We start from the raw sequence: 1,257 nt of genomic DNA, 5'->3' as shown, positions 1-1,257 counted from the left end.
TATTTATGGACAGAGACGCTGCCATCCGGACGCAGCAAAGCTCTGACCAGGGCCTACGTCCCATCGGCGAGCGGCTTGCGGAGCCGTGTGCGCAGGTTCGAATCCTGCCGGGGGCACCCTGTATGAGGTGCCCAAAGACCCCGTCACCAGCGGAGACGCTGAGGCCGGGGTCTTCGCGTATGTGCAGGCGGATGCCGCCCTGAGCGGGCGTATGTCGGTGTCTGTGGACGAGGCGTGGACGGGATCTTGAAGCATCGTCACAGGTGAACCTGTTAGTGAGCTCGCGCTTCGTTGCACTGTTCCATCAGACCCGATCCGAACGCTTGGGTGAAGATCCGCAAGAGGTGGCCTGGCCCGCGGCCTCCCCGCTCGGCGCGAACGCACCCACCAGGGTCTCCGCCGTGTGCTTATCGCTCAGTGCCTGAGCAAGCTGCTCGGCAAGCTCCACATCTTCCGGATCAATACCCCGAAGGATCTTGACCAGCTTCCTCAGTCGCTCTGGGATCTCGTCGTTCGGCCGCACTCTGTACCACTGCTCAGCCACCAGCTCTTCCACGCGTCGCTCGCTCAGCTCGAGCGCTCGCGCAAGGTCCGGGATCAGTCCGGGCGCAGGCGGCGCGTCAGCCCCGTAGTTCGCCATCTGATTCCACCACGTCACCGAGCGCACGCCTGACAATGAGGCAATCGACTCGTATGAGAGAGACTCTGCCCGGTGCAAGATCGCATCACTGAATACATGACTCACGCTGGGCATTCTGATCCCAGCTGGTCAGCCGTGTGAGAGAAACGGGAGAAACCATGGAAGCGACAAGGCCCCTGGACGACTCCAGGGGCCTCGGTCATGGGCAGTTCGGTCTCATTCGTACTCGCGAAGCAGCTCTTCAATGCGGCGGTTGGCGACGTCCTGCCGACCGTCGAGGCACTTTGCGTAGCGGGTCAGCAGGACCTCGACGCTGTTGCCAGCGCGCTCGGCCACCTCTGTCGGGTCGACCCCGGCGTTAAGCCACGTCGACAGTGCGGAGTGCCGGAGGTCGTACGGCCGACTCGCGAGCGGCGAGGCCGCGACAGCCGGCGGAAGCGCGAGGAGCCGAGCCTCCTGCCACACGCGGTAGTAGGTCGAGGACGGGACGACCGCGCCCTTCTCGCTGAAGAACAGCCGCCCGTCGTCCGCCGTGCCGAAGGTGGCCAGGTGCTCACGGAGTACGGCAACCAGGTGCGGAGGGATGGGTACCCGCCGGACGTCCTCAATCGGTCGGT

At 64.7% G+C, this 1,257-nt stretch carries 1 protein-coding gene, 1 tRNA gene and 1 pseudogene; 1 reads left to right on the top strand and 2 read right to left on the bottom strand.

The annotated features are described in order from the left end of the window. Window positions 1-51 precede the first annotated feature (51 nt). Window positions 52-116: transfer RNA gene (locus tag ACFY5C_RS41730), tRNA-Arg, on the top strand. A 188-nt stretch (window positions 117-304) separates the two neighbouring features. Here the strand turns inward: ACFY5C_RS41730 and ACFY5C_RS41725 are convergent. Next, on the bottom strand, window positions 305-745 hold the full coding sequence (locus ACFY5C_RS41725) for a hypothetical protein (RefSeq protein ID WP_360556991.1): 441 nt from the start codon (window positions 743-745) through the stop codon (window positions 305-307). A 111-nt stretch (window positions 746-856) separates the two neighbouring features. Further along, window positions 857-1,257, bottom strand: a pseudogene (locus tag ACFY5C_RS41720) (site-specific integrase); the annotation flags it as partial.

It is taken from the genome of Streptomyces sp. NPDC012935 (assembly GCF_042900345.1).
GTDB lineage: Bacteria > Actinomycetota > Actinomycetes > Streptomycetales > Streptomycetaceae > Streptomyces.
Note: the sequence above shows the minus strand (reverse complement) of the source record. Positions and strands in the feature narration are given on the sequence as shown.